The sequence below is a fragment of the Chryseobacterium sp. LAM-KRS1 genome, from assembly GCF_013184525.1.
Classification (GTDB): Bacteria; Bacteroidota; Bacteroidia; order Flavobacteriales; family Weeksellaceae; genus Chryseobacterium; species Chryseobacterium proteolyticum.
This window is the reverse complement of sequence record NZ_JAAOIZ010000004.1, coordinates 1-24,038: the sequence shown is the minus strand read 5'-3', so window position 1 is coordinate 24,038 and position 24,038 is coordinate 1. Positions and strand designations below refer to the sequence as shown.

The 24,038-nt window shown below is 34.4% G+C and carries 17 protein-coding genes; all 17 read left to right on the top strand.

The genetic code is table 11. The features are described from left to right. Window positions 1–44: 44 nt before the first annotated feature. Window positions 45–1,052: a hypothetical protein gene (locus G9C87_RS11135; protein WP_172281093.1), complete on the top strand. Its 1,008-nt coding sequence runs from the start codon at window positions 45–47 to the stop codon at window positions 1,050–1,052. After that, window positions 1,049–2,188 carry an EpsG family protein gene (locus G9C87_RS11130; RefSeq protein ID WP_228457003.1) on the top strand — a complete coding sequence of 380 codons (1,140 nt, stop codon included), beginning with the start codon at window positions 1,049–1,051 and terminating at the stop codon, window positions 2,186–2,188. Before G9C87_RS11135 ends, G9C87_RS11130 begins: the two co-directional genes overlap by 4 nt. A gap of 350 nt (window positions 2,189–2,538) precedes the next feature. Beyond that, entirely contained in the window at window positions 2,539–6,021 is a 3,483-nt protein-coding gene (locus G9C87_RS11125) for a T9SS type A sorting domain-containing protein (protein ID WP_172281091.1), read from the top strand. 251 nt (window positions 6,022–6,272) lie between these two features. Continuing rightward, the gene (gene topA, locus G9C87_RS11120; RefSeq protein WP_172281089.1) at window positions 6,273–8,804 is read left to right on the top strand and encodes a type I DNA topoisomerase; all 2,532 of its coding nucleotides are present in this window, start codon (window positions 6,273–6,275) and stop codon (window positions 8,802–8,804) included. 109 nt (window positions 8,805–8,913) lie between these two features. Further along, a complete protein-coding gene (locus G9C87_RS11115) occupies window positions 8,914–9,984 on the top strand; it encodes a formimidoylglutamase (protein ID WP_172281087.1) in 1,071 nt (356 codons plus the stop codon). Window positions 9,985–9,990: 6 nt separating this feature from the next. Then, entirely contained in the window at window positions 9,991–10,992 is a 1,002-nt protein-coding gene (locus G9C87_RS11110) for a glycosyltransferase family 2 protein (RefSeq protein WP_172282397.1), read from the top strand. Window positions 10,993–11,103: 111 nt separating this feature from the next. Then, window positions 11,104–12,222 carry a glycosyltransferase family 4 protein gene (locus G9C87_RS11105; RefSeq protein ID WP_172281085.1) on the top strand — a complete coding sequence of 373 codons (1,119 nt, stop codon included), beginning with the start codon at window positions 11,104–11,106 and terminating at the stop codon, window positions 12,220–12,222. 36 nt (window positions 12,223–12,258) lie between these two features. Further along, window positions 12,259–13,137: a polysaccharide biosynthesis/export family protein gene (locus G9C87_RS11100; protein WP_172281083.1), complete on the top strand. Its 879-nt coding sequence runs from the start codon at window positions 12,259–12,261 to the stop codon at window positions 13,135–13,137. Window positions 13,138–13,141: 4 nt separating this feature from the next. After that, entirely contained in the window at window positions 13,142–15,625 is a 2,484-nt protein-coding gene (locus tag G9C87_RS11095; protein ID WP_172281081.1) for an exopolysaccharide transport family protein, read from the top strand. 212 nt (window positions 15,626–15,837) lie between these two features. After that, on the top strand, window positions 15,838–16,731 hold the full coding sequence (locus tag G9C87_RS11090) for a DUF6089 family protein (protein ID WP_172282395.1): 894 nt from the start codon (window positions 15,838–15,840) through the stop codon (window positions 16,729–16,731). Window positions 16,732–16,736: 5 nt separating this feature from the next. Then, window positions 16,737–17,486, top strand: a complete 750-nt coding sequence (uppS, locus tag G9C87_RS11085; RefSeq protein ID WP_172281079.1) for a polyprenyl diphosphate synthase — start codon at window positions 16,737–16,739, stop codon at window positions 17,484–17,486. A 29-nt stretch (window positions 17,487–17,515) separates the two neighbouring features. Continuing rightward, window positions 17,516–20,071: an outer membrane protein assembly factor BamA gene (gene bamA / locus G9C87_RS11080; protein WP_172281077.1), complete on the top strand. Its 2,556-nt coding sequence runs from the start codon at window positions 17,516–17,518 to the stop codon at window positions 20,069–20,071. Between the two features lie 7 nt (window positions 20,072–20,078). Next, on the top strand, window positions 20,079–20,633 hold the full coding sequence (locus G9C87_RS11075) for an OmpH family outer membrane protein (RefSeq protein WP_172281075.1): 555 nt from the start codon (window positions 20,079–20,081) through the stop codon (window positions 20,631–20,633). A 65-nt stretch (window positions 20,634–20,698) separates the two neighbouring features. Next, window positions 20,699–21,202 carry an OmpH family outer membrane protein gene (locus G9C87_RS11070; protein WP_172281073.1) on the top strand — a complete coding sequence of 168 codons (504 nt, stop codon included), beginning with the start codon at window positions 20,699–20,701 and terminating at the stop codon, window positions 21,200–21,202. A 69-nt stretch (window positions 21,203–21,271) separates the two neighbouring features. After that, complete coding sequence (locus tag G9C87_RS11065; RefSeq protein ID WP_172281071.1) at window positions 21,272–21,757, top strand: acyl-CoA thioesterase; 486 nt, start codon at window positions 21,272–21,274, stop codon at window positions 21,755–21,757. Then, the gene (gene rfbD, locus G9C87_RS11060; protein ID WP_172281069.1) at window positions 21,757–22,620 is read left to right on the top strand and encodes a dTDP-4-dehydrorhamnose reductase; all 864 of its coding nucleotides are present in this window, start codon (window positions 21,757–21,759) and stop codon (window positions 22,618–22,620) included. The genes G9C87_RS11065 and rfbD overlap by 1 nt, the downstream gene beginning before the upstream one ends. Before the next feature lie 7 nt (window positions 22,621–22,627). Further along, the gene (locus tag G9C87_RS11055) at window positions 22,628–23,311 is read left to right on the top strand and encodes a hypothetical protein (RefSeq protein WP_172281067.1); all 684 of its coding nucleotides are present in this window, start codon (window positions 22,628–22,630) and stop codon (window positions 23,309–23,311) included. The last annotated feature ends 727 nt before the right edge of the window (window positions 23,312–24,038 follow it).

Sequence of the window (24,038 nt, the reverse complement as noted above, 5' to 3'; positions counted from 1 at the left end):
TATATTTTAAAACAAAATTATTCTGAATAAAAAGCTGTTTTGATATGTTGAAAATATTTGATGAAAAAATAAACGGATTTTTATTTACGATAATACTTCCGCTTTTGCTGTTCTCAATGTCCTATTATGGATTTGAGTCTTCCTACACAAGATTGAAAACAGCAGAAAGGCCGCCCGATTATTTGTTTTCATCGGTCTATGCTTATCGGGTACTTCCCAACTATCTCAGTTTGTATCTTACGGACATTGTGGGATATATTATTGAAAATTATCTGGGCTTTTTTCGGAAATTTCTACATAAAAACGGAACTGCATTTTATCATGGTCTTTTTCTGATGAACAGTTTCTTCTTTATTCTTTCTTCCGTTGTTTTTAATAAACTACTTTCCCTGAAGCCGGTTTCACTTCTTTTAAACATCAATCTAAAAAGGGTTATTCATCTGCTGGCCGTGTTTTTTATTGTAATCACGCAATATGCACCTACAAATTGTGATATGATGGCACTTTTTTGTTATCTGACAGGAGTATTTTTAACATTAAAATATTTTCATACAAATAAGACTGCATATTTTTATATTCTAATTGTTTTAATATTTCTTTCGACGTTCGTTAGGGAGACGGCTTGTCTGAATATTGCTTTTTTTGCTGCGCTCTTCCTGGATATGGATGATCTCAGAAAAGGAAATTATACAATGGTCGCAAAAACAATTCCTCTGGTGATCTCTTTTTTAACAGCCTATTTAGGATTGAGAATGATTGTTGTTCAGGAAACCACTTTTGTAGAAGGCTTTTATATCAACAGGAACTTCGAAAGCCCGTTCAATCTGGCGGGGCTGTTATTTGGATCCATAGTCTTGTATTTTGTATACCTGTTGGGCGTATCTGCTGAGAATAAAACGATATTTAAAAAGTATTTATTTTTCTCATTGCCTTATCTTGCTATGATTACCATGGTGGGACTTTACTGGGAGGTGAGGCTTTTCCTTCCACTTATTCTGACAGGAATTGTAGTGGCTTATCATCAATTTAAAAATTCCCTGATCCTCTCATGAGTTTATTGCATCCATATTACATCATTGCGATGATCTACATGCTTATTTTTAGCGTGCAGGAGGTCTTTGGAAATAAAGTTGATAAAAAGTGGTTTTGGTTTTTAGGGGTTTACCTGATTATTATTGCCGGGCTCAGAGATAGTGTTGGGCCGGATTATGGGAGTTATAGAGGAATTTATATCTATTCAGATACAAAAGAATATTGGAGTATCTTTTTAAAAGCCCTTCACATAGAAGGTTCAGAGAATGTTGATATAGAATGGTTGTATGCATTGATAAATAAGATCATGCTTAATGTGTTCAATGCTCCGTTTTACATGCTGACACTCGTTATTGCTATTTTTGCTATATTTTTTAAGATAAAATATACAGAAGACAATACTTTTTATCCATTTACTTTTACGCTGTTTATGTTTATTCCCAATTTCTTCATTGGAGAAAGTGGACAGATCAGGCAGAATCTTGGAACTTTTATTATATACTTCGCAATCAGGTATATTAAAGAAAGAAAATTATGGCACTATTTATTCTTTGTATTCATAGCTTCAGGGATTCATAATGTATGTTACATATTTCTACCCATGTATTGGGTTGCACGCATACCTTTAAATAAAACAATGATGCTGGTATCTATTATTGTTTCGATCTTTTTGTCTCCATTCGAAGTGTATAAGGTTTTTGGTAACTTTTTGAGTAATATTGCCTCCGATAGTATGCTTGTGGAAGGTTTTAACGGATATGTGGATGAGACGGCGCAGCGATTAAATGGGGGATTTGGTATTCCCGAAGCGTTAATGGCAATTCTCACATTCTTTTTATTTGCATTTGATACTCCCATGAAGGAAAAATATCCATATTATGAATATCACAGGAACTATGCCGTCATTGGAATCTGTTTTTATTTCATATTCAGAAACAATCCGGTGTTCTCATCCAGGCTTGCGGGAGCGTTTATTGGTTTCTCATTTGTATTGATTCCTAATGCAATGTATGTTGTTTCGGCTAATAAAAAGAGATTAATATATTCCTTTATCATTGCATTGACCATATTCAACTTCGTGGTATTTTCCAGTTTCAGAAATATTATTGCAGGTAGGTTCACCATTGACCTCTATAAAAATCATATTTTACCTTAACAATAAAGTAAATGTATTGACAAAAAGGCGCACTTTAAAGATGCGTCTTTTTTTTGCTATGCCTTATGAATGCTCATTTCTTTGTATTCCAAGCTATATTTTGCCTTGTAATTTGTGAATTTAATATACCACAAATTTAAAATTCAATACAATAATATTGTAGTTTTGTGCTGCTTTAATCAAAATAGAATATCTATAAATAATTGTTTTATTTAATAATATTTATATAATAATTAACTTATTAAACATATATTTATAATATAAATCACTATTTATTGATGCGGGCTTAAAATTTGTATTGGTGTTTCTACACCAAACCTAAGGATATGAGAAACAGTATACTAAAAAAAATGACGGCAATTTTTTGCCTTGTGTCAGTGAGTGCCTATTGTAGCAATGGGTATAGATATGATAAAAATGATGAGTGGCCAGGTGATCACTATACAAAAGTTAACGATTCTTTGGTCAGGATACCACAAAACTCTGATCAAAGAGTGATCAATTCTTCTGATACCCAAAGTTTTTCATCCCGGCTTAATGTAAAAAGTAAAGCAAACCCACTTGCCTTAGATTGGACTAAGGCGCCCAATAGTTATATTTTTGATCCTAACCAGGAATATGGTGGCCTGCTAATACCTGTCAGAAAAGCCTATGCCATGTGGGAAGATGATAAATATATAGGAAGTGAAGGTATTCCCGAAGGAAAATTAACAGCTGATGTATTATGGGAAGATGTACCTGGGCTCATTATAAGTGGAGGAAATTACGCTCTTGAAATACTTGATACAGGGCAGAATGCCAAAATTAAAGTTCCTGTAAATAAATCAAAAGAGGGAAATGCTGTAATAGCATTTAGAATAAATGGCGAAATTTTTTGGTCATGGCATGTATGGGTTACTGATGATCCCACTAACGGATCTGCTTATAAAAGTTTTGAAACAATTAAAAGACAGAGGAACGATGGAGTGATTGAACAGATCCCTGATTCGGACTGGAGGTGGATGGATAGGGATTTAGGCTCTGTAAGCGGAACGATCACAGGAACAGAATGGAACAGGAATTTAGGCTTACTCTATCAATGGGGTAGAAAAGATCCGATACCCTCTCTGGTATACAGGGGTAATGATTTCTATGAAGTATCAGGATCTATCGGAAGAATAAGGCACCGGGGAGCAAAAAATTTTACTAATGCCATTAAAATTGATGATCTCAGGAAGTTTGTTTTATTATCCAATGCTGAAGTGACCAATAATATCAAGCTTTCTGTAAAAAATCCTTTGAGTCTTATCTATGTGAATAAGGATGATAACTCTGGTCCCGCATATTATAATAACAATGCTAATCTGATGGTTAACTGGTTTGGAAAATCCTCTAATTTTAAAGACTACCAGTTATCTGAGCTTAATTTATGGTCAGACAATTCACAGGGGAAAATAAACGCAACTTATACCACTGATGATTCGGCTCAACCGTACCGTGATAAGTCATCTTATGATCCTTGTCCTAACGGATGGCGGATTCCATCGGTTTTGGTTGCTAATCTTGCCTCAGCAAATTATGTGGATGATATCAGGACCGATTTTTCTCCCTTTGGAGTAAGAACCAATATGGGGAAAAATGCTTTTGAATCCAATGGCTACCATATTATAAAACCCACTGATACGAATATGCCTTTATTTATGAAGGGAATTAAATTGTATTCCAATATCGGATTTGACCTTTCTCAGGTCGGAGGTTACGATATGGGATTGTTTCCCGGAACGGGGCAGGTAGCTATTGAAACACAGGCCGGACAATATGCGGACCAGCACCATACCAACATATGGACTGCGACGATGGCCAGACAGTTTGATGCTACTCCTGCTACTGTTGCAAGAGGCTTGTATATGATTCCGGATAAAGCCCAGCCTGACATTCCGGATTCAAATTTCCCTACGATAAAAGGTAGATTTCAATATGTGCCGTTAGCAACAATGAATACTTCAGAAGCTAATGGATGTCGTTGCGTAAAAGATCCTTTGTATGTGGTTGATAATTATGATTTTCCTACGGAATTTTTAAATATTTCCAATGAATATCTTGAGGGCCTAAATAATCCAAATACTTATCAGATCGTTAAGGCGACAACTGTATCTACCATAGAGATTCCAGTGAGTAAAGCATTTTCAGTTCAAAGTCAGCTTCTTAATAATCAGGAGATTCTTGATCCTTCCAATTATAACAACCTTAAGGTAAATGTACTTTGGACAACTAATACAAGTTTAATTAGTAATGTATCAATAGCTAATCCCTCTCCTGCGTCGCTGGGCGGTTTAAGCGGGTCTAAAATTGTAGTTGCAATTAATCCCAATCAAAGTGGAAATGCGGTGGTTACTCTTCATAATGGCAATATCACTAATCCTGTTTACTGGAGCTGGCATATTTGGGTTACTGACACGCCCGTGAACAGTCTTCAATATACAACAGAATTGCCGGCCGGAAATGCCACCAATTATGTCAATTATGTAGATAAAGCAGATATTCCCTTCCGGACCGAATTTATGGACAGAAATCTGGGGGCAACGGATGCATTTCCGATGGTTGTAAATAATCTTACCCCTACCTCTGCGGAATTATCCAGAATCAGGGCATCCACTGGGCTTCATTATCAGTGGGGAAGAAAAGATCCTATTCCAACATTCCAGTATGCTGATAACAGAGGGTCATACAATGTGTTTCTTGGGAATGTTTTAGCAACCGGAACGATTAGTTATACTACCCTTGCTGCGTCTACTTATAATAATATGTCCGGAAGTTATATTGTTCCTTATAATACTTATGCTGCGAATGCAAATCTCCTGGATACAGATAAGGTGTCTGACAAAATTTCGAAAATCTTGTCTTATTCTGTTAGAAATCCTTTAGTATATATGATTCCAAGTACTTTTGCTCCCTATAATAGCAGTACACCTAATTATACAAATGGAACGGATTGGCTATCTACTGAACCGAATCTGGCGCCGGACAGATGGGGAAGAGGAGGTGTGAAATCACCGTTTGATCCTTGTCCGGAAGGCTGGAGAATTCCTGATGTGTCTGGTGTTGCAATTGTTTCCGGTAAAGATTTTGGAATGACTCCATGGTATAAAAAGGATAAAAATGTTGCAACCATGTATAGTATCGTTAACGATTATCAGGGAGTGAGAGTCAGAAATCCAAGTACGACAACTACGATTGGCTATATGTTCAATCAGTCAGCATATCCTGTCGGCAATTATCCTAATTCCGGATCCAGAGGTTTCAGAAGTGTTACAGGGAATCAATCTGCCCAGGGGACTTATAACGTCCTTAATTATCAATATCCCGGATTCTGGACCGGTGCATTGGCGTCGAATTATACAGGGCGTTCTGTAAATATGTTATTCGATGCAGCTTCCTCTTCAAACCGTATTATGGCTTTTCATGATAATAACGACCCTTATTTTGGAATGAGCTGCCGTTGTGTAAAGGTTAAATATGATGAAGACGGAAATGAAGAAGGGGTAATTACAAAACTTCAGATTACATCTTTGTCAGCGACAAAAGCTGCAGCACCTTTAAATAAAGATGAGTTTTTGGATATTATGGGCAAAGAGCAGGTCTCTGTTTTTCCTAATCCGGTAAAAAGTGAACTTCATATCAAGGCACCGGATACTACCGGAGGATATTATTATCAGATATATAATATGTCGGGACAACTGATCATGTCCGGAAAATTTGAAAATGATAAGACTGATCTTTCGGCATTGACATCAGGAATATATTTGATCCGGATAAATAATTCGAATAAGATTATTAAGCTTATAAAAGAATAAAAATTTCAATATAAATAGGCTGTTTCAATCATGAGACAGCTTATTTTTTACGACTTTATTTACCGATCTTATAATAATAGGTGAAAAATTCTATTAAGATGTGTTTTACTAAATTAATTTTAAGTCAATCACTTGATTGAAAAGAATAAAACCAGTATATAAATGCCCTGTAAAGTCATTTCATTTTTAAATTAAACAAGTATTGCAAAACCTATGTAATAAAAAAGCTTTACTTTTGCAAAAATTTTAGAATGTCGAAAAATTTAGTAATTGTAGAGTCCCCGGCAAAAGCAAAAACTATTCAGAAATATTTAGGAAAGGATTTTGAGGTAAAATCCAGTTTCGGACATATCCGGGATTTACCTAAAAAAGGGATGGGTATAGACCTTGAGACATTCAGTCCTGATTACGAAGTTTCTGCTGACAAAAAGAAATTGGTAACAGAATTAAAATCTGCTGTTAAAAAAGCTGAAATTGTTTGGCTTGCTTCCGATGAGGATCGCGAAGGAGAAGCCATTGCATGGCACTTGGCAGATGAATTAAAGCTTAAGCCGGAAAACAGAAAACGTATTGTTTTTCATGAAATTACTAAAAATGCTATTCTAAAAGCAATTGATAACCCTAGAGATATCGATCAGAATCTGGTTAATGCACAACAGGCAAGAAGAGTCCTTGACAGAATCGTAGGTTTTGAAATGTCTCCTGTTCTTTGGAAAAAAGTAAAACCGGGATTATCAGCGGGTAGAGTTCAGTCTGTAGCCGTAAGATTAATTGTTGAAAGAGAAAAAGAAATACGCGCTTTCAATCCTAAAGCAAGCTTTAAGCTTGACGGGATTTTCCTGAATAAAGAAGATCAGGAAATCGCTGCGAAACTTAAAAAAGATTTCGAAAAAGAAGAAGAAGCTGAAAAATTTCTGGAAAAGGCAAAAACAACAGAGTTTAAAGTTCTGAATGTTGAAACAAAGCCTGGAACGCGTTCCGCATCTGCTCCTTTTACTACTTCTACATTACAGCAGGAAGCTTCTTCCAGATTAGGTTATAATGTAACAAACACTATGCGTCTTGCACAAAGACTGTATGAGGAAGGATACATTACCTATATGAGAACAGATTCCGTGAATCTTTCTCAGGAAGCAATCGAAGGATCAAAAAGGCAGATTATATCTGAATACGGTGCAGAATATTCCGCTCCGAGAAATTATACGACAAAGTCGGCTTCAGCACAGGAGGCTCACGAAGCCATACGACCGACTGATTTCGCAGTAAAAAGTATTGGAGATGCTCAATTAAACAGATTATATCAATTAATATACAGAAGAACGCTGGCCTCTCAGATGGCTAATGCTAAAATTGAAAAAACGGTCATTGAAATAGGTAATGCGAGCTTGCCTCAGCATTTTGAAGCTCAGGGTGAGGTTATTATTTTTGATGGTTTCCTTAAAGCTTACGGTATTGTAAAAACGGAAGATGACGACGAAGAAAATAATGAGAAATTACTTCCGAAAGTAAAAGTAGGAGAAGTTTTAAGTTATAAATCAATTACGGCAACTGAAAAGTTCACCAGACCCAGTGCAAGATATACAGAAGCAGGATTGGTAAGAAAGCTTGAAGAATTGGGAATAGGCCGTCCTTCAACGTATGCACCTACCATTCAGACCATCCAGAACCGTGAGTATGTTGATAAGCGTGAGATTGAGCCACAGATTCGTGAAGTGGTTAAAATGTCTTTGGTAAAAGATAAAATTAAAAAGGTAGTACTCGACGAGAAATTCGGAGGTGATAAAAATAAATTTGTTCCTACAGATATTGGTGAGGTAGTCAATGACTTTCTTATTGATCATTTTAAAGAAATTCTTGATTACGGATTCACGGCAAGAGTTGAAGAAAGTTTCGATGAAATTGCAAACGGAGATCAGAAATGGAAGGAGATGATGACTGATTTTTATTCCAAATTCCATCCAAGAATTGAAGACGTAGAAGAAAATGCGGACCGTGCAAATGGGGATAGGCTGTTGGGTGTTGACCCAAAAACAGGTAAAAATGTTCATGCCAGAATTGGAAGATTTGGAGCTATGATCCAGATAGGGGAGACTGAAGATGAAGAAAAACCTACTTTTGCATCGCTAATGAGTGGGCAGAATATTGCAACCATTACGCTTGAAGAAGCATTGGAACTATTCAAGCTGCCTTTTGATCTGAAAGATTATGAAGGCCAATCCGTTTCAGTAGGTGTGGGGAGATTCGGTCCTTATGTAAAGTGGGGTGAAACGTATATCAGTATTCCAAAAGGAGAGGATCCGCTTTCTGTAGATCAGAACAGGGCTGAAGAAATTATAGGAGAAAAGAAAAAAGCTGATGCTCCTATTGCAACCTACAAGGGAGAGCCGGTGACCAAAGGAACAGGAAGGTTTGGTCCTTTTATCAAATATCAGAGTATTTTTGTAAACGTTCCTAAAAAGTATGATTTCGATAATCTTTCTCAAAGCGACATTAATGAATTAATTGATGCTAAACTGGAGAAAGAAGCAAACAGATATATTCAGCAGTGGGAAAAAGAAAAAATATCTATTGAAAATGGAAGATGGGGACCATTTATTAAGTTTGGAAAGAGCATGTTCAAAATTCCAAAGAAAAAAGATGACACAAAATATGATGCTGAAGAACTGAAAGAAGTTTCATTGGATGAGGTGAAAAAGTGGATTACTGCCCAGGATAAAAATGCTTTTGCCGAGAAAAAAAAGCCGGCAGCCAAGAAAAAAGCGACTGCCACAAAAAAGAAATAAAAAGTAATGATATTACAAAGCCATTAACAAACAGTGTTAATGGCTTTTTTTATGACCATTAAATGATTTTATTTTAATATTTTTGGTTTTTAAGACTTAATTAGAGAGAATGAATTTTGAAGATTTTATAATTGCCCCTAGGAATTTCAAAACTGAGAATTGGCAGATTGGAAACCAGATTACCAAAGAAATAAAAGAAGACAGTATTGTTTTGCTTTTCGTATCAGATTACAGAGGATCAGGTGGCGATGCTGAAGTACAGGATTTTACCTCTGTAAGAAAGGAATTTTATAAATTATCACAGTTGGATTTTGAAATTCCCATCGTTGATCTTGGAGACCTTGTTTCCGGTAAATCTGTTCAGGATTCCCATTATATCTTACAGGAGGTTCTTTCTGCCTGTCACTATAAAAGAGCAATTCCTGTCATTATCGGAGGTTCTAATGATTTCGCCTTTTCTTTATTTTCAGGATTGAATTTTCATCAAAAAAATATCAATTATACACAGATCAGTAACGTCATTTCTCTTAAACAGGGTGAGCATATCAATGAGCATACTTTTCTAAGTAAAATTTTGGGTGCTAAGAATTTTTCGATTAAGAATTACCACCACCTGGGATATCAGAAGCACCTGAACGAAGTAGATTCTGTAAAGCTGATTAAAGAAGTTGAGTTTGATATTGTCCGTCTGGCAGAAATGATGAATTCTACAGAAAAAACAGAACCCTTCTTCAGAAAAGCTGATTTGGTTACTGTCAATTGTGATGCAATTGAAAGTTTTGGAGAACCTTTTTCAATAAATCCACAGGTGAATGGATTAAATAGACGGGAAATCTGCGCTTACATGAAGGAAGTTGGGTTGAGTGAAAATTTGAAGTCTGTCGGAATTTTTAATTATAACATATATTCGGAAAGCCAGTTGAATCATCAATTGTTGGCACAGATGATCTGGTATCTTATAGAAGGAATCAATATCCAAAGATCACACCCAAAAGAAAGGCACTACGAAATTTTTTATGTGTTGATCGATGATAGCCAACATACATTTAAGCGTGATACGTTTAGTAATCTTTGGTATTTTGGAGATGATGAGAATATTGAGAATTGTATTCCTTGTTCAAGAAAAGATTTTGACGAAGCAAAGAAAGGCTGGTTGAATGCAAGGCTGACGAAAATTTAATTTATGATGAATACTGTTCCATCAAAAGTTTCTATCATAGTTCCTGTTTATAATGTTGAAAATTATTTGGCTAAATGTCTCGACTCTTTGATTAATCAAAGTCTGCAGGAAATTGAAATTATCGTTGTGGACGATGGTAGCAGTGATAATTCTGGATTGATTGCACAGGAATATGGCCAGCGTTTTCCGGAAAGACTAAAAGTTTGGAAGAAAGAAAATGGAGGTTTAAGCGATGCCCGGAATTTTGCCATCGATCGGGCGACGGGAGATTATATTGGTTTTGTGGATAGTGATGATTATGTCGGAAAAACCATGTTTGAAGAAATGTTTAACCTTGCGGAAAAGCATAATGCCGAAATGGTCATCTGTAATATTCAAAAAGTGGACGAGTCGGGAATTGTTACCCAAAAGCTTACTCAAATTCCTAATATGCCGGAAAAAATTGATTTGGAGAAAAACTTTTCTGTTTTTTCTGATCTCAGCTATTTTGCATGCAACAAGTTGTTCCGAAAGGAACTTTTTAATGATAAAAGGTTCAAAAAAGGGGTGCATTTTGAAGACATTCAGCTCATTCCACAACTTTTACTCAAGTGTAAGATTGTAGCACAGACGCAAAACTTTCATTATCACTATTTGGAAAGAAATGATTCTATCACTAAAACACATACTGAAAAAGGATTGGATATCCTCAAAGCAGTAAAAGATGTAGAATCTGAATTTAAAACATCATCCTACTCAACAAAAAAAGAGGAACTGAAAAACTTCCAGATTTTAGAGGGAGTATATAGTTTTTTGGCCTATCTGGCGTTTGTAAAAGATGATAAAGTTTTTTATGATATGGCTGATCAGCTGAAAAATTTTATAGAGGAAAGGAATATTAAAATTAAAGATATATTGTTCTATAGTCGTTTTGGTAAGAATTATATTTTATATTTGCCACTGAAAAAAAAGATATTTTATCTATTGTTTTTTGCAGGGCAAAAAAAATTGATAAGAAAGTTGATTTAAACACAAATGTAAGTACTGTCATTTCGATATATTACAAATTTCGTAGATACTATTTAGCAGATCTTAAGTAATGAGTGCTAAAGCATAATGAAAGTACTTAAATAGGAAAAAATGAAGAATTTTGAATTGTTCTTAAGCGAGATGGATATTTCTATTTTTTATGTAAAAATAGGATTTGGATTCTTGTTTTCTTTTTTAATCACGTTTTTCTCTATACCAACCATTATTAAAATCTCCAGAAGAAAAAATCTGATGGATGAGCCGGGGGTAAGGAGTTCACACTTGAGAAAAATTCCCAATCTTGGAGGAATTGCTATTTTCTATTCTATAGGTATATGTACTTCTATTTTTGCCTATGAACTTTTTGATCTGTATAAGTTTTTATTTGCTTCATTGCTCATTCTCCTTTATGTAGGAGTAATGGACGATATTGTAGTGATGAGAGCTTACAAAAAGCTTGTTGCCCAGATTGTGGTATCCACGCTTATCGTTATAGGATCTGATATAAGAATCAGAAATCTCTTTGGGATCTTTGGCATTTATGAACTTGAGTATGTTGTAAGTGTTATATTTAGTGTCATTACTTTTATTGTTCTTATTAATGCATTTAATCTCATTGATGGGATTGACGGACTCGCTGGAGGGTATTCAGTGATATGCAGTGCATTGTTTGGGATAAGTTATTATAGATTAGGAGAATATAATTATCCTCTGGTCGTATTGTCCGTTGTAATCATTGGAGCTGTTTTGGCATTTTTATACTATAACCTCTCGAATTACAGGACCAATAAGATATTCATGGGAGATACCGGATCTATGTTGTTAGGATTTTTATTGGCATTTACAAGCATCTGTTTTATCAATATATTTATAGACAAAAAGCTTCCGGATATTCCAAGGTATCACTTACAGTCAGCTCCGGCGATAGCTGTAGCCATATTGATTTTACCGATTGTAGATACTTTGAATGTCATCTTTGTAAGACTTTGGAATAAGAAATCTCCCTTTGATGCGGATAAGAATCATATACACCATAAGCTTCTGAAGCTTGACTTTACCCATAGAAGATCGGGTTTTTATATTGTCGTCTACTATCTTTTTATAGTAATGGTGGCTTATTTTTTAAGACATATAAATGTAAATTTATTGTTATTGGTGATACTTGTGCTAGGCTTTACTGGTGCTTATTTGCCGGATTTTATTTATCGGATAAGAAATAATAGGAAGTAACAATTAAATTTTTATTTTTGTAAACAACATTTGATTATGATAAGAAATTTTAAATATTTATCCCTTTTAATCCTGCCTTTTTTCATTACATCTTGTATCACAAAAAAAGATGTAAGATATATGCAGCCTAATGAAAATCTTGTGATCAATGAGGAAGGTCTTGTTCCTTACAACATTCCCGTATACAGGATCACGAAGAACGATATACTGAATCTCAATATTGTTACTACTCCAAAGGGCGATGCAGCGCAGTTTTATTCTACTTTAAATACTTCCGGTAGTACAGTTGCTCCCGGGGTTAATCCCACAACTATAGGAACTTTAGGACGTGTTGGAAGCGGAAGTGGAGGAAGTGGTGGTGGAGGAAATACCAATTTCTATTTTAATGGATTAAAAGTGGATTCCAATGGAGATATTAATGTTTTTGGAATCGGTTACATCAAAGCAGAAGGACGTACTATCGAAGATATCACCAAAGAGATCCAGGAGAAAGTAAATGAAAATTTCCAGGATGGAAAGTCTCAGGTGAGATTAAATACGGACGGGATAACTTATTATATTCTTGGAGACACGGAAGCTGTTGCTATTACAGGAGAAAAAGTGGCTCACAAAAATACGCTTACCATTACCGAAGCACTGGCAATTAATGGAGGTTTAAATAAAAGTGTAGATAGAAAAACAATTGTTATCCACAGAAAATTACCGGAAGGAATTAAAATTGCGAAAATAGATTTGACCCGGGAAGATGTAATGAATTCACCGTATTATTATGTGCAAAATGGTGATGAAATCTATCTTAATACCAGAGGAAAAAGCTTGAATGGATTGGGAAAAGACCCTGTACAGACGATTACAACAGGAATTTCATTAATTACTACAGCGTTGTCAGTTTATTTAATCCTAACAAGACTTTAATATCATGATTCCAGGAAAAGAAACTAACGTTGAGAAGAATAATTCTCAAAAAGATAAAACCGGTTCTTTTGAATTGTTTGATGTTGAGCACTTTTTAAGAAGGATATTAAAGAACTGGTATTGGTTTGTTTTAATGCTGTTTATTGGCTACTGTATCTCATGGATGTATGGTAAATATTATGCACAGAGTATTTATGCTTCAAACCTTTCTTTAAGTGTATCTAATAATACTTCCAGCTACTTTACTCCTAACCAGTCAATTAACTTTATTTGGGGACAGGGAGGAAATCAAGACGGGATTTATTTGAAAAAAATGCTTTTGTCAAGATCACACAATGAATTTCTTGTAAAGGAGCTTGATCTTTTTGTTAACTATTCTACAAAAGGATCTATAAAATCTACTTATCTGGATAAAGACGATTCACCGGTCTTTGTGCAGATTGATAAGAAACACCTACAACAGATTAATTATCCTATTACACTGATGCCAAAAGGAGGAAATACGTATGAAGTGGTATTACCCGATAAAGGAGAATCAACTCATTTGTATAATTATGAAGTGGAGGGGTTTCAGGATATTAATAGCTTTAAAAGACCATCGAATAAAATAATTAAAGTAGGAGAATGGTTCACAGCACCTAATATTAAATTTAGACTGCTTCAGAATCCAATAACCCCAAATATTAAACTGGATAATATTATTGTTAATCTTAGTTCTGTCAATCAGTCCGTTAATGAGATTGTATCAACCATCGGAGTAGAGTTTGATAAGGAGATCAATTCTATTATGATCATTACAAAAACAGGTTTCAATCTTAATGGAACTGTAAATTTCCTTAACAAGTCTGTAAGTGAGCTACAGAAGAAAAGGATGCTTGATAAAATGACCGTTGATAAAAATACGGAAACCTATCTTCAGGATAATCTTACAGGAGTAAGAAAGAAACTGGATTCAAGTGCTACTGTTCTCAACTATTTAAAAACTTCGGAAAAGCTCTACGACATTAAAGATAGAGATGAAAAATCTCTGACGAAGATTAAGGAATTGGAAGCAAAAAAGGCGGACCTGACCAGTAAAATTAACTCCCTTAATCTTATTAAGAACACACTGGAGAATCAGAATTTTGATAAAATGATCAGTACAAATGCTGCAGGGTTCGAAGACGGAATGTTTACGGCTTCAGTTTCGGAACTTAAGGCATTGTATCTTAAAAGGAGAGAAATGGCTACGATTTATACGCCAAATTCAGAACCTATGAAAGAAATCAACAGGCTGATCAGTGATGCAAAATTAAGCTCTTCCAACTCTTTGAGCAATTACTATAATGGATTTAATGTTGAAATCAATAAGATTAATCAACAGGTAGCTGAAGCTAATGCGGATCTTGACGCTTACCCTGAAAAGGAAAGAAAGTATTTAGATGCAGAAAGAGGATACAATATGATTGAAGCCACTTATAATAGTTTACTGGGAAGGCAGAATGAAACTAAGATGAGGATGGCGACGAATCAATCTGATATCTCTGTTATTGACCCTGCCAAAAATGTAGGACAGTCTCCTATCGGGCCCAATGTAAAAGGAACGAAGCTGGTCATTATGGGAGGTTTATTACTTCTGCCGTTTTTGTTTATTTTAATCGGAGAATTGCTTGATAATAAAATAAGAAATATTAAAGAATTATTGAGTGCTACCAAAATTCCATTGCTTGGAGTGGTAGGTAATAATAATAATGAGAATATGCTTACCGTGCTTGATCAGCCTAAGTCTTCAGTTTCTGAAGCATTTAGAGGAATAAGGGCGAATATGCGATTTTTGTCTGATGAAAATGAAAAAAGTAAAGTTGTTTTAATTACTTCATCGATTGGAGGGGAAGGTAAAACATATGTTTCAATTAACCTTGCTTCAGTTCTTGGTTTAAGTGATAAAAAGACTATTCTTTTGGGAATGGACCTAAGAAAACCAAAAATATTCGGTGATTTCAAAATTGATAATAAATATGGAATTTCGAATTATCTTACAGGCGAAGTTTCCATTGACCAGATTATCAATAAAACAACAATTCCAAATCTTGATGTTGCTACTTCAGGGCCAATTCCTCCGAATCCGTCAGAACTGTTAATGAGCAAAAAGAATATTAAATTCATTGAAGAGTTAAGGGAGATTTATGATTTTATCATTATTGATTCCCCGCCGGTAGGACTTGTTGCAGACTCATATGAATTGATGAAATATTCTGATACCAACATCTATGTGGTGCGTCATGAATATACTGAAAAGTATATGCTTAAAATGATTACGGAAAAATATCATAATAATGAGATTGAAAACCTTGGTCTTGTATATAATGATTATATTATAAAGCAGGGATATGGTTATGGCTATGGATACGGATACGGTTATGGCTATTTTGATGAGGACAAAAATTACAAAGAGCCGCTATTGATTAAAATAAGAAATAAAATACAGGCAATTTTTAATAAAAAATAAAACATTAAACCCTCATTTAATGAGGGTTTATTATATAAGGCTTTTATTGATTCTATTAAAAAAAGAATATTTTCGGTACTTTGTCGTTTACTTTATAACAAATTATGTTTTTTTGTTTGTTTTTAACTAAACATTAAGAATATCATTAATATAAAAATGTTTTATATTTGCAAAAATTAAATTTTAAAATAACCATAAATCCATATTCTTTTATGAATAAAAAATTATTATTTAGCTTCCTGGCCGTCCTTGGAACAATGACTGGTGTGAAAGCACAAAGAAACGAATTGGGAGTTCGTCTAGGTATGAGTAACCTAGTGGGTGATATAGGAAGTACGAGTTATATTTTACAAAAGCCGTTGGATTTAAGCAGAGCATCAGATTGGGGAGTTCCATTTTATGGTGGTATATTATATAGATTTAATTTTAATCCCTACCAAACTGTTAGACTAGATTTAGGTTATAATCAGGTACAGTTCAGTGATAAAGCAGCGAAAGAAGATTATAGAAGAAATAGAAACTCATTTGGAAAGAATAATGTATATGAAGCAAGTTTGGTATTTGAATATAATTTTTTCCCGGTAAATAATGAGCAGATAAGTATGGTTAGCCCTTATATATTTGGGGGTATTGGAGGTTTAATGTTTGATGCTCCTAAAGCGACTTTAGTGAATGACTTTAGAAGAGATGCAGATGGAGTAGCACAAGCTCCGATTAATGAAAGGGATTTTACTACAAGAGCAGAATATTCTCTGGGTAAGAAAGTAACAATGCATATTCCTTTTGGAGTCGGATTAAAATATAAATTTAACCATAGTTGGGCAATATTTGCGGAAGCTACGTTTAGATATACATTAACAGATCAGTTGGATCATAGTAAAATATTAACTAAAGATGTTGTATCTACCTATAATGGAGATATAGTAAACCCTACAACAGGAGGGTCTTTATTGCAAACAGGAAATTATTATGCTGTTTCAAAAGAAAGAGAAGCTGCATTTGTTAATGGAAGAAATGTTGGAGATACAAAATCTAAGGATTGGATGAATACCTTTAGCTTAGGTCTTACATTCTCCTTTGGAAGACCTCCGTGTTATTGTGAGTAATTAGTATGTCGTTGATTAAAGATAAAATAAATTCAGAGAATTTACCAAAACATGTTGCTATCATTATGGATGGCAATGGAAGATGGGCAAAATCTCGTGGTGAAGAAAGAACTTTTGGTCATAAAAATGCCATTAATGCTGTAAGAAATGCCATTAATGCGTGTAATGAGATCAATATCCCATATTTAACATTGTATACATTCTCTTCGGAGAATTGGAACCGGCCGAGTGATGAAGTAAATACTTTAATGAATTTGCTTACTGAAACATTATTGCTGGAAGCGGAAGAAATCTTCAGCAAAGGTCTAAGAATGCATGTTATTGGGAATCTGGATAAGCTGCCACCTCTTGTAAAAGAGCAGCTGCTAAGAGTGGTCGAATTAACAAAAGAAAACACAAAAGGTAATTTAGTATTAGCGATCAGCTATGGCTCGCAAAACGAGATCCTGAATGCCGTGAGAAATATAAGTTCTGATGTAAAAGAAGGCAAGGTGGATGTAGAGAATATTGATGAGAAATTATTCGAAAATTATCTCTATACAAAAGATTTTCCACCCGTCGATTTATTAATAAGAACCAGTGGTGAAATAAGAATTAGTAATTTTCTTCTTTGGCAGATCGCCTATGCAGAACTCCAGTTTTTAAATGTTCTGTGGCCAGATTTCACAAAAGATATTTTCTTCCAATGTATTGTAGACTATCAAAACAAAGAAAGGAGATATGGCCTAACCGGCGAACAAATAAAAATCCAGTAAAATTTAAAGAAAAGAAAGACTACGATAAAATGAAGTTTAGACTATTACCCATCATCATGTTTGTTGCTTCTGCACATTTTTATGGACAGGTGACTCCACAGGATAGCACAAAAGTGAATAACCCTGTGCATGCAGAAAACCAAACAGGAACCTACGTTCTTAAAGACATTGTTGTAGATGGGGTTAAGAAATATACACCTGCGCAAATCTTAAGATTTACAGGATTATCTAAAGGAGAAAGTGTGGATATCCCCGGACAAAAAGTTAGCAATGCTATCAAAAAGCTTTGGGATACCCAATCATTTTCAGAAGTAGAGGTTTATGTTCAAAGTATTGAAGGAGAAACAGTAGTTTTGAAATTTTACTTGCAGGACTTAAAAGAACTTGGAGAAGTTAAATTTTCCGGTAAAGGAATTGGAAAGTCAAAAAGCGAGAAACTAGCTAAGGATAATAACCTTAAGCCGGGAACTAAAATTACACAGAATTTAGTTTCAAGCCTAAAAACAAATGTTCCTAAAGACTATATTAAGAAAGGTTTTGCAGATGCAAAGATTTCCATTCAGGATAAAGTAAATGCAAATGACCCTGCTTTAGTGGACTGGACCATCAATGTAGATAAAGGCAAAAGAGTAAAGATTGATCATATTGAGTTCGAAGGGAACGAAAATGTGAGCGATTCTAAACTTAGAAACAAAGCATTTAAAGAAACCAAACAAAAAAGATTTGGGATCGGTGGTATCTTGAAATCCTCAAAATTTATCGAAGATAAATATCAGGAAGATAAACAAAGCCTGATCAGCTATTATAACTCATTAGGTTATAGAGATGCTGCTATCGTATCCGATTCTGTTTGGAGAAATAAAAGAAATAATTACGAAATCAACGTAAAATTAAAAGAAGGTAAAAAATACTATATCGGAGATATCACTTTTACCGGAAATACAGTATATGCCACAGAATACTTGCAAAGACTTCTCGGTTATAAAAAAGGAGATATTTATGATGCAGTAGGTTTCAACAAAAAAGTTGGAGAAGATGGAGGTAAGGAGGATGATTCCGATATCAAATCGGTATACATGAATAATGGTTATCTTTTCTCTAATGTAACCCCTGTTGAAAAATCAGTATCTGGTGATTCTATTAATCTGGAAATCAGAGTGAACGAAGGAGAACAGGCAACTTGGAACAGAGTTACCTGGCAAGGAAATACAACAACTCATGACCATGTAATTCTAAGGGCATTAAGAACAAAACCAGGGGAGCTATTTAAGAAAACCGAAATCAAAAGAACTTATTTTGATTTAGCAGGTATGTCTTTCTTTGATCCGCAACAGATCGGTCAGGATATCCAGCCAAATCAGCAGGACAATACAGTAGACATCAACTGGAAACTTGTTGAAAAAGGATCCTCACAAGTACAGCTACAAGCGGGGTATGGAGGAAATAGCTTTATCGGAACATTAGGTTTAACCTTTAATAACTTCTCTTTAAAGAACTTCCTGAAGTTTAAGGATTTCAGACCTGTACCTCAGGGAGATGGACAGACCTTATCTATTCAGGCTCAGGCCGGACAATATTTTCAGAATTATGGGGTGTCGTTTACTGAACCATGGTTATTCGGAACAAAGCCAACGGCACTTTCTGTAAGTATTAATAACTCAATTGTTAGATATAGTACGTCAGTTACAACGACAAGTACTGACCCTTCAAGATTGAACATTTTTTCAGCATCTGTTGGGTTAAACAGACTATTGAAATGGCCGGATGATTATTTCTCATTGTATACTGGGATTCAGTACCAGAAATATGATTTCAAAAACTACCCATTTGATTTCGGAGGATCACAAGAAAATTATGGTTCAGCCAATAACTTAAGTTTAAATTTAGGACTAAGCAGAAACTCTGCAGGTATCGACCCGATATTCCCTACAATGGGTTCCAATATCGAACTTTCTGCGAAGTTAACTCCACCATATTCATTGTTTAGTAATAAAGACTATTCTACAATGTCGCCTACGGATAAATATAAGTGGATGGAATTTTATAAAATTAAATTCAAAGCTGATGTTTATAACGAAATTGCAGGTAAGTTAGTTCTAAGGTCTTCTGCCGAAATGGGCTTCATGGATGGTTATAACAAGCAGTTGGGAGCACCACCTTTCGAGAGATTCTATATGGGAGGAACCGGGCTTTTCGGAGGAAGATATGACGGTAGGGAATTAATTCCTTTAAGAGGTTATGAAAATGCTTCTACTTACGGAGGAGATGGTACTCAGGGAGATATCACTCCACAAGGTGGAGGTACCATTTATAATAGATTTACATTGGAGCTAAGATATCCGATATCATTAAATCAGACAGCAAAAATTTATGCACTAACCTTTGCTGAAGGAGGTAACGTTTGGAACTCATGGGGAAGCTACAATCCTTTCCAGTTAAAAAGATCAGTGGGTGTAGGGGTAAGAGTATATATGGGAGCATTTGGATTGATCGGATTTGATTTTGCTTATGGATTTGATAAACCAATAAACTCATCAGAGCCTTCAGGATGGAAGACACACTTCTTAATGAACCAATCATTATAATGATCACATGAAAAAAATTAAAATCATTTTCACATTTGTATTATTTTTGCTCTTCAGTTTTAGCAATGCGCAGAAAATTGGAGTAGTTGATACAGAATATATTTTGAACAAGCTTCCACAATATAAAGAGGCAGAAGCAAGATTAAATTCGCAGATTGATACTTGGGAATCGGAACTTCAGAGTTTGAATGCTGAGTATGAAAAGAAAAGATCTGCATTTGAAAATGAGAGAGTGTTATTAGTTGGAGACCAGCTCAAACTGAGAGAAAAGGAAGTAATGGATCTCGACAAAAACATTAAAACAACAACAAGTTTACGCTTTGGAACAAACGGGGAGATTACAAAATTGAGATCTAATCTCGTTGAACCTTTTCAGGATCAAATTTGGAACGCTGTAAAAACCATGTCCGAGAAAAATGGCTTGGGCATAGTTCTTGATAAAAGCAATAACATTAATGTTATTTTTCTTCAAAAAAGATATGACTATACAGACAAAGTACTAGACATTCTTTTAAAAGGAACAGAAAAGAAAGAAAAAACTAATACAAGAGGTAAAAAGTAATCGATGGAATTAACTTTTACTGAAATTAAAAATCTAAAACAAATTAAATTATTTATTTACCAATTATGAAAAAATTAAGTGTATTATTTGCAGCAGTAATGATGGTTGTATCTGTAGGTATGGCAAAAGCTCAAAAAATTGCTACTTTAGATGTTATAGGTGTTCTTAACGCAATGCCTGAAAAGAAAAAGGCTGATGCTGACTTAAAGACTTTCTTAGATACTAAGCAAGCTGAGATCAAAAAGAAAGCAGATGCTGGACAAGCTAAATTAAAGCAATATTCTGAGGAAGCTCCTAAGAAAACTGCCGATGAAAACAAAGCAAGAGAAGCTGAATTAGCTAAAATGCAAGAAGAAATTCAACAAATGAACGATAAAGCTCAGAAAGATTTTGTGGCTAAACAAGATGCTGCTTACGAGCCTATTGAGAAGAAACTAAACGAGGCTGTATCTAAAGTAGCTAAAGCTGCAGGATATGATTTCATTATGGATGCAAACTCTTCTGCATTTGTATACAAAGGAGGTCCGGATGCGACTCCAGCTGTAAAAAAAGAATTAGGTGTTCAATAATCTAACAAATTAACAAACATTTATAAAACTTACCACCTCTTTTAGGGGTGGTTTTTTTATTTTTGCCAAATGGAAAAAGAAGTATCAACAACGGTAAAAGTCAGATTCAGTGATTGCGATCCTATCGGGCATCTCAATAATGTAAAGTATTTGGATTATATGTTTAATGCGAGAGAAGATCACGTTGAAACATTTTATGGCTTTACTTATGAAGAGTACACCAAAAAAACTGGCTGTACCTGGATTGCTATACAGAATGAAATAGCATACCTGAAAGAAGTAAGATACAATACCCAGGTTGTAATCAGCAGCAAAACAATCGACATACAGGACAGAACTGCAAAAGTTGAAATTCTTATGAAGAGTCTTGATGAAAGTACAATTCATGCTGTTTTATGGGTTACCGTAATTTATTTTAATGTTAAAACAAGAAAATCAGATATACATCCTGAAGATATTAAAGAAATTTTCCATAAGTTCTACGTAGATTTAGAAGAAAAAGATTTTCAATCAAGAGTTAAGTTTTTAAGATCCCAAAACGCAAAAAATCCATAATGAAGAAAATAGTTGTTATAGGCAGTAATGGTCAGTTAGGCAATTGTATAAGGAAAATAGCCCCTGATTTTGAAAGTGATTATGAATTTATTTTTACGGACTCTCAGACCCTTGATATTACAGATGAAGACCAGGTAGACACCTTCTTTTACGATAATAAGCCGGACTTCTGTATCAATGCATCAGCGTATACAGCGGTAGATCTGGCTGAAAAAGAGAAAGAAAAAGCATTTGCAGTAAATGCTGATGGGGTAGCACATCTTGCCCAGGCATGTTCTGAACATAAAACAGTTTTAATACATGTTTCTACGGATTATGTTTTTGATGGAGAAACAAATTTATGCTATTCAGAAGATGACTTTACAAATCCGATTGGGGTATATGGAGCATCTAAATTAAGAGGAGAAGAACTTGCATTGGAAATTAACCCTCAAACAATTATCCTAAGAACCTCCTGGCTGTATTCTGAATTCAATAAGAATTTTGTAAAAACCATGCTGAACTTGTTTTCGCAAAAGGATGAGTTGGGAATTGTAGCAGACCAATTCGGACAACCGACTAACGCAAATGATCTTGCAGAGGCCATTATGGATATTATTAAAACCTCACGTAAGAACTTTGGTGTTTTCCATTTTTCAAATTATCCTGAAACCACCTGGTATGAGTTTGCAAAAAAAATTGCTGAATTATCAGAATCATCAGTTAAATTAAATGCACTGACTACTGAACAATATCCTACTCCGGCCAAAAGACCTAAGAGAAGTACAATGTGCTTAGACAAAATTGAAGAAGTTTATAAAATTGAACCCAAACATTGGGAGAATAGTCTTGAAGAATGTGTTAGCATTCTTGCACAACAATAAATATCTTATGAAGAACCTTGCAATTATAATTTTTGTTTTTGCCATTCATTTTTTTAATGCACAAAATGTGTATTTAACAAAAGTTGAGAAAACAAATGATAACTCAGATAAATTTTTATTTAAAATTAAAGAGGAAATAAAAGATGCGCAATATCTGGGAGAAGTGGAAGTGCGTGGTTTTTCGAAAGACGATGCTGCTGTTTTTTCTATGATATTTAAAAAAGCAAAAGAAATCGGAGCAAATGCAATTTCTTTACAGCCTTTTAACAATGTAGATGGATCTCCTCAGGCTTTTAATCCTTCAAATTATAAATTGAATTTATATTATTTGCCAAAAGAAAAATTTGTTTCACAAACAGATCATATATTTTTGTTTGCATCCTCGGATAAAGATCAAAAAATTAGTGTTAATAAGAAAGACTATTTATTATCTCCAAGATCTTTTTTTGTGATAGACGTTGTTCCGGGTGAAGTGTATACCATATCTACAAGGAAATTATTAGGCTCTACGATCAAAGTGCAGCCTAAGACAAATGAAACCAATCAGTATTTCCAGGTGTCAGCTCTCAAAGTAAAATCTGATAATACCGGAGTTGGTGGATTAAACCTTAAATCAGGTGATATTATTGGACTGGAAAAATCTTTTGCTGAATTTTTAAGTTTAATATATACCAAATTAGATTCTAAATAAGAAGAATCTTCTTGTTTGCATAAAAAACGATCTCAAATTCATAGAGGTCGTTTTTCTTTTATATATACTATATATAAACTTTACCTAGTATTTACCCGTCTCTTCATCTTTTATACTTTTCTTTTTGATAAAAACCCTTCATTTTATAGCTTTTATTTTTTCCCTTTTCCCTTGTTATTGCTGTTTTCTCTTATGTTTTTGCTTTTATCACTCTAAACCCAGGAAAAAGCATCAAAATTTTTAAGGTTGCTTATCAGCGAGTTAAGACCAAATATGAACTAAATATGAATTTAAGTATAAAATGATTTGGATTGTTTGATGAATAAGGTGTACTTTTGCCCCACTGAAAACGAGAGATAGTAGGTAGCGCAGAAGAGAGTAATTATAAACGAAAGATTTAAAAAAAATAAATAATAATTTATTTTGAAAATTGAGAAAAGTTTGTATCTTTGCAATCCCAATTAAGGGAGCGCGGAGTAAAATTGAGATAAGTGTTAAGAGGGATTAAGGTTACAGAAAAAACTTTAAAATTTTCCTCAAAAACATTTGGTCAGTTCAGAAATATTAATTACTTTTGCACTCGCAAATCTAAAGCAATAACGACAGAGAAAAAGCTTTAGAGAAAAGCGGAAGAAAAGAGATCATTGAAATACAATATAACAACCAAGTAAGGAAAAACTAAAGCGTCAAAACTTTGAGTGAGTCAGACAAACATACAATGGAGAGT

Bases quoted from the DNA above. Each gene is read 5' to 3' on its own strand.
- G9C87_RS11130 (WP_228457003.1), top strand. From the start codon at position 1,049: ATGAGTTTATTGCATCCATATTACATCATTGCGATGATCTACATGCTT.
- uppS (WP_172281079.1), top strand. From the start codon at position 16,737: ATGTCGTTGATTAAAGATAAAATAAATTCAGAGAATTTACCAAAACAT.
- G9C87_RS11095 (WP_172281081.1), top strand. From the start codon at position 13,142: ATGATTCCAGGAAAAGAAACTAACGTTGAGAAGAATAATTCTCAAAAA.
- G9C87_RS11125 (WP_172281091.1), top strand. From the start codon at position 2,539: ATGACGGCAATTTTTTGCCTTGTGTCAGTGAGTGCCTATTGTAGCAAT.
- bamA (WP_172281077.1), top strand. From the start codon at position 17,516: ATGAAGTTTAGACTATTACCCATCATCATGTTTGTTGCTTCTGCACAT.
- rfbD (WP_172281069.1), top strand. From the start codon at position 21,757: ATGAAGAAAATAGTTGTTATAGGCAGTAATGGTCAGTTAGGCAATTGT.
- G9C87_RS11065 (WP_172281071.1), top strand. From the start codon at position 21,272: ATGGAAAAAGAAGTATCAACAACGGTAAAAGTCAGATTCAGTGATTGC.
- G9C87_RS11090 (WP_172282395.1), top strand. From the start codon at position 15,838: ATGAATAAAAAATTATTATTTAGCTTCCTGGCCGTCCTTGGAACAATG.
- topA (WP_172281089.1), top strand. From the start codon at position 6,273: ATGTCGAAAAATTTAGTAATTGTAGAGTCCCCGGCAAAAGCAAAAACT.
- G9C87_RS11135 (WP_172281093.1), top strand. From the start codon at position 45: ATGTTGAAAATATTTGATGAAAAAATAAACGGATTTTTATTTACGATA.
- G9C87_RS11100 (WP_172281083.1), top strand. From the start codon at position 12,259: ATGATAAGAAATTTTAAATATTTATCCCTTTTAATCCTGCCTTTTTTC.
- G9C87_RS11070 (WP_172281073.1), top strand. From the start codon at position 20,699: ATGAAAAAATTAAGTGTATTATTTGCAGCAGTAATGATGGTTGTATCT.
- G9C87_RS11110 (WP_172282397.1), top strand. From the start codon at position 9,991: ATGAATACTGTTCCATCAAAAGTTTCTATCATAGTTCCTGTTTATAAT.
- G9C87_RS11115 (WP_172281087.1), top strand. From the start codon at position 8,914: ATGAATTTTGAAGATTTTATAATTGCCCCTAGGAATTTCAAAACTGAG.
- G9C87_RS11055 (WP_172281067.1), top strand. From the start codon at position 22,628: ATGAAGAACCTTGCAATTATAATTTTTGTTTTTGCCATTCATTTTTTT.
- G9C87_RS11075 (WP_172281075.1), top strand. From the start codon at position 20,079: ATGAAAAAAATTAAAATCATTTTCACATTTGTATTATTTTTGCTCTTC.
- G9C87_RS11105 (WP_172281085.1), top strand. From the start codon at position 11,104: ATGAAGAATTTTGAATTGTTCTTAAGCGAGATGGATATTTCTATTTTT.